Origin of the sequence: Microcoleus sp. PH2017_08_TRC_O_A (assembly GCF_020738665.1) — a bacterium.
Lineage (GTDB): Bacteria > Cyanobacteriota > Cyanobacteriia > Cyanobacteriales > Microcoleaceae > Microcoleus.
This window is the reverse complement of sequence record NZ_JAEQCE010000074.1, coordinates 1-4327: the sequence shown is the minus strand read 5'-3', so window position 1 is coordinate 4327 and position 4327 is coordinate 1. Positions and strand designations below refer to the sequence as shown.

Genomic DNA, 4327 nt, shown 5'->3' with positions numbered 1-4327 from the left:
TCCGAGTAGGCTGACGATGGCTAGCTGCCCGGTATACCAACCTCCATCTGATGTGAATTCTATCCCGACTATTCCTTTTTCATCAACTAGGAATGCGTTGGAGTCAAAGTTGATTTTGGTTGCTGGAGTTGAGGTTTTATTCGCTTCTAAATTAGTGGTATCTAGATTACTGGCTGTAGAGTTTTGGGCAAGTAAGGTTTTATTTGATTCTGATTTATCAGTCGCTGATGCAGTCGCAGGTTCTGTTTTATTAGGTTCTGATTTGTCGGTGGTTACAGTAGCAGGTGCTGTTTTATTTGACTCTAAATTATCCGTTGTAGCTGCGGTAACAGGTAATGTTTTGTTGGTTTCTGATTTACCAGTTATTGATGCAGCCGCAGGTTCTGTTTTGTTAGGTTCTGATTTATCAGTTGTTGATGCAGTTGCAGGGGGAGCATCCCACTTTTTGACTAAGTAGAAACACCTAGCTTGATGTCATTATTTAAATACGCACATCTCAGTCTTAAAATTTGAGGCACATTTTTTTCGTTCCACTGTGCACCTACAATTTTAATTCTGGTTCCTATCTGTTTAATTAAAGACTCTACAGCTCCCGAACCAATGTCAATACCCTGAGCTTGATAATTCTGGTAATCTGGAATTCTTGACTGATGTTTTCGCAGATATTTCTGGAATTTTTCACTTTCTTTACTCGTAACCCCTACAAATTCGGCTAGAGCGGATACTGTTGACCCTTGCCACAGTTTGTCCTGCACTCTCCTCAGTCGTTTGAGCGAACCTCCTACTTTATGTAAATTTTCGATCAAATGATACCAATCTAGTACCTCTCTTCTTTGCTCTCTCGTCCCAATTTGATTAAATAAATTCCACACTCCATCATGGCCATCTCCCAAACAAGTTATTGCTTCACTCTTGAGTTGGCTATTTACCCATGCCACTAAATCTGCATTATTTTGGAAAAAAGCTGCCCCTAGTTGACCATGTATCTGAATCGCCTTATAATTCCTCCAAACACTTTCCTTTCCTAAGGCAGTTCTCAGCCTGACGTTTCCTCCGTCTATACTCAATGCTTTTACTTGCTCGGTAGCTTCAGGTTCAGGGAATTCATAACGCTCTAATAGCCGATGTTGTGTACTGTGAGGCACATAAATTCCTGTTAACATTTTTAAGTCTTTCTCAGCATTGGCAAATGATTCATTTCCCACTAATAATAAACAACATTTTTCCAAATTAGGACTCAAACGACTTCCCTTCTTTACTCCCAGCTTTTGAGCTTGCTTGCTCGATAGAGTAATTTCTACGCGCGCAGCTTTTTATGGTTCTTCTTCTCCCCGAACCTTTTCCCCCCGCCGAGTTAAAAAAAAACCGCTGATTTCTGGTGCTACTGTCTCAATTAAATGTTCCCTCACACTCAGTTCTACGGATTCAAAGCTTTGTAGATTGTTTACTGAGGTATTTTTATAAAGGATCTCTGCTATTTCTTGGAGATTTATTTTGATCTTCTGCTGTTCTTCTGGGGTCATACTAACTTGGATTATGGTAATTTATTTGCTTTCTATTATGCCATCAACTTAGTCAGACAGACAATTGTCTGAGTATTTATACTGATTGCAAAAGTGGGATGCTCCCGTTGCAGGTGCTGTTTTGTTAGGTTCTGACTTGTCGGTTGTTGCTGCGGTAGCAGGTAATGTTTTGTTGGTTTCTGGTTTATCAGTTGTTGATGCAGTCGCAGGTTCTGTTTTGTTAGGTTCTGATTTATCAGTTATTGATGCAGCCGCAGGTTCTGTTTTATTTGACTCTAAATTATCCGTTGCTGATGTAGTTGCAGGTGCTGTTTTGTTGGTTTCTGATTTACCAGTTATTGATGCAGCCGCAGGTTCTGTTTTGTTAGGTTCTGATTTATCAGTAGTTACAGTAGCAGGTGCTGTTTTATTTGACTCTAAATTATTTTATTTGACTCTAAATTATCAGTTGTTGCTACGGTAGCAGGTGCTGTTTTGTTGGTTTCTGATTTATCAGTCGCTGATCCAGTAGCAGGTGCTGTTTTGTTGGTTTCTGGTTTATCAGTGGTTACAGTAGCAGGTGCTGTTTTATTTGACTCTAAATTATCCGTTGTTGCTGCGGTAGCAGGTAAGGTTTTGTTGGTTTCTGATTTATCAGTTGCTGATGCAGTCGCTGGTGCTGTTTTGTTGGGTTCTGATTTATCACTTGTTGATACAGTTACAGGTGATAATTTATTTGATTCCGACTCACTTTTAAGGGTGGTTACTGACGATAAATGTGCTTTATTATCTTCGGGTTTTGCACTCGTTTCAGTAGTGGCGGCTAAGGGTGTTTTGCCCAAAGCTTTTTCGCTCGTTGTGGATGCAGTTACAACGGGTAATGTTGAGTTTTTTTCAGTTTCTGGTTTTGTGGATGCGGTTGGGGATAATTGTGTTTGATTTTCCGGTGCTTTATCGGAAGTAGCTATTGTAGCTGTCGCGGTTTTATTTGGTTCTTTGCTACTGATTGATGAGTTAATTGCAGGTGCGTTATTCGCAGATTTACTCAAATCATCAGTCGAGTTATTTGAAGCAATTCGATTCGGGTTGGTTAGGGGGTCTCCTAAGTCTGAGTCGAGTTTACCAATTAGGGGGTCAACTTCAGAATTTGTTGCATCCTTGAGGGGACTGTTAGTTTTGGTCGCAGTGCTACTGCTGTTAGCAGAAGGTATGCTTTTAGTATCAGAGGTTTTGTTAACAATAAAAGCATCAGCCTCTGCTCGACTGAACTCATCTTTGGGCTGACTTGCAATTTCTATTAAATTAAGTTGTTCCGAACGAGCCAGAGGGTCGTCTGTTTGATATAATAAAGGTTTGTTAGTTGGAATCCCAGGCAAAATTGATGGCACCTTCGGGGCGATTCCTGGAATAAAGGATTCCTGTTCTTCTAAGGGTTCTCCAATCGGGTTTGGTAAAGGCATTCTTCGCACTCCTTCTTAAATGCTTGCATAGCTGTTGCTTGCTGTTTGGGTCAACTGCAAGCGGGCTGTTTTTGATGGTTCTTTACTGTTCTATCTTGGGATTTATGTGCCAATTGGCTTGACACAATACCTATAGCAATAAGGTGCAGCACAACTACCCAAAGCATACAAAAAGCATGGGGTTTGTACTCCATTCCTGCTAATGCAGTCCCGGACGGATGCAACAGTAAGTGGTTTGATACCAATTCTGTAGGTTGGTGTATAGAATGGGAACTTGAAACGTTGTCTGTCAAAGAATCTATTCTATGCAGCTTCACAGAAATTTGGTAGGACACAATATCCATAGCAATAAGGTGCATTACAAGCACTTAAAGCATGGATTTGTGTTCCATTTCTGCTGATGTATCGGTCTGTAACAGCCTCAATTTGTCGAGCTCTCGATTCCGACCGTTTACCGACTGCTGTCAAACATTAATTGTCCTGAATGCCTGTATCTGTTGTTTCGAGTTGCTAGATTTCGTAAAACAGTCCTGGGCACAAAAGTGGTTTTACACGCTACCTATGGCGATCGAGTGCAGCACAAGCAATCGACTTATAGACTAGAATGTGTAAGTCTTGTAAAATTGTAAAATCTGCTTGACTCTTAACTGCCAGATGCTGTATAGGCTGACAGTTTTGTGGGGTCTGGTAATTTGCTTGTTTTTGGAAAAAGCAATTCAAATGGCTTGGAAAAAGTCATTGTTGCACCCTTTATTTTGAGTTTGTTAGACTGAAAGTTACACCGAATAAATCCCGACTTCAACCCATAAATGAAGTGTTTAGCTAGTCGTGCTTGTCGCGCCATCGAACTGTTGCTAACTGTCAATATTATCAGCTTGGGTTGGTCGCCAGTCTATTCGAGAAATTACTGAATTTTGAAGTGCTTAATTGAGAGTTAGTCATGGTTGATTTCACGGTCATTTCTGCTGCTTGGAACGGACTGTACCGGAGATTTATTGAGAATTATCTGAGAATTAGGCAAGACTTTATGAAATTAATTTATACATACCGAGAAAATACTTACAACAAGCGAGCGCGTGCTCTTACTTTGCTACATTGCATTCGGGGCGATCGTCCTGGGCTGTAAAAGCGATCGCACTCGGTCAACCTGCATTGGTAACAAGTTAGAAGAGAGTAGATTTTGTCAATACCCGCAATGTGTAGAAATATAATTGAATAATAATGATAATCAAACAAGGGGTAGGGGTGGGAGAGTCCGCCGACGGCGGACTCTCCCACCGACAGCGATTATCATTCTGGAACCTAGTATTGTCGTAGAAAACTCGGTTTCTGGACGGCGAGGCGTAAGTTTTAGTAAATTTTTGT

General features: G+C 40.8%; 4 protein-coding genes and 1 pseudogene. 3 read left to right on the top strand and 2 right to left on the bottom strand.

The features are described 5' to 3' along the window. Positions 1 to 115: 115 nt before the first annotated feature. Positions 116 to 457 carry a hypothetical protein gene (locus JGK22_RS23785; RefSeq protein WP_293207651.1) on the top strand — a complete coding sequence of 114 codons (342 nt, stop codon included), beginning with the start codon at positions 116 to 118 and terminating at the stop codon, positions 455 to 457. Here JGK22_RS23785 and JGK22_RS23780 read toward each other — a convergent pair. Further along, positions 450 to 1523, bottom strand: a pseudogene (locus JGK22_RS23780) (ISKra4 family transposase). The gene JGK22_RS23785 and the pseudogene JGK22_RS23780 overlap by 8 nt on opposite strands. 85 nt (positions 1524 to 1608) lie before the next feature. Between JGK22_RS23780 and JGK22_RS23775 the strand changes: the two are divergent. Then, positions 1609 to 1986 carry a hypothetical protein gene (locus JGK22_RS23775; protein ID WP_293313890.1) on the top strand — a complete coding sequence of 126 codons (378 nt, stop codon included), beginning with the start codon at positions 1609 to 1611 and terminating at the stop codon, positions 1984 to 1986. Here the strand turns inward: JGK22_RS23775 and JGK22_RS23770 are convergent. Further along, complete coding sequence (locus JGK22_RS23770; protein ID WP_293313887.1) at positions 1940 to 2962, bottom strand: hypothetical protein; 1023 nt, start codon at positions 2960 to 2962, stop codon at positions 1940 to 1942. The genes JGK22_RS23775 and JGK22_RS23770 overlap by 47 nt on opposite strands. Before the next feature lie 940 nt (positions 2963 to 3902). Here JGK22_RS23770 and JGK22_RS23765 point away from each other — a divergent pair. Further along, positions 3903 to 4088 carry a hypothetical protein gene (locus tag JGK22_RS23765; protein WP_293209134.1) on the top strand — a complete coding sequence of 62 codons (186 nt, stop codon included), beginning with the start codon at positions 3903 to 3905 and terminating at the stop codon, positions 4086 to 4088. Positions 4089 to 4327 lie beyond the last annotated feature (239 nt).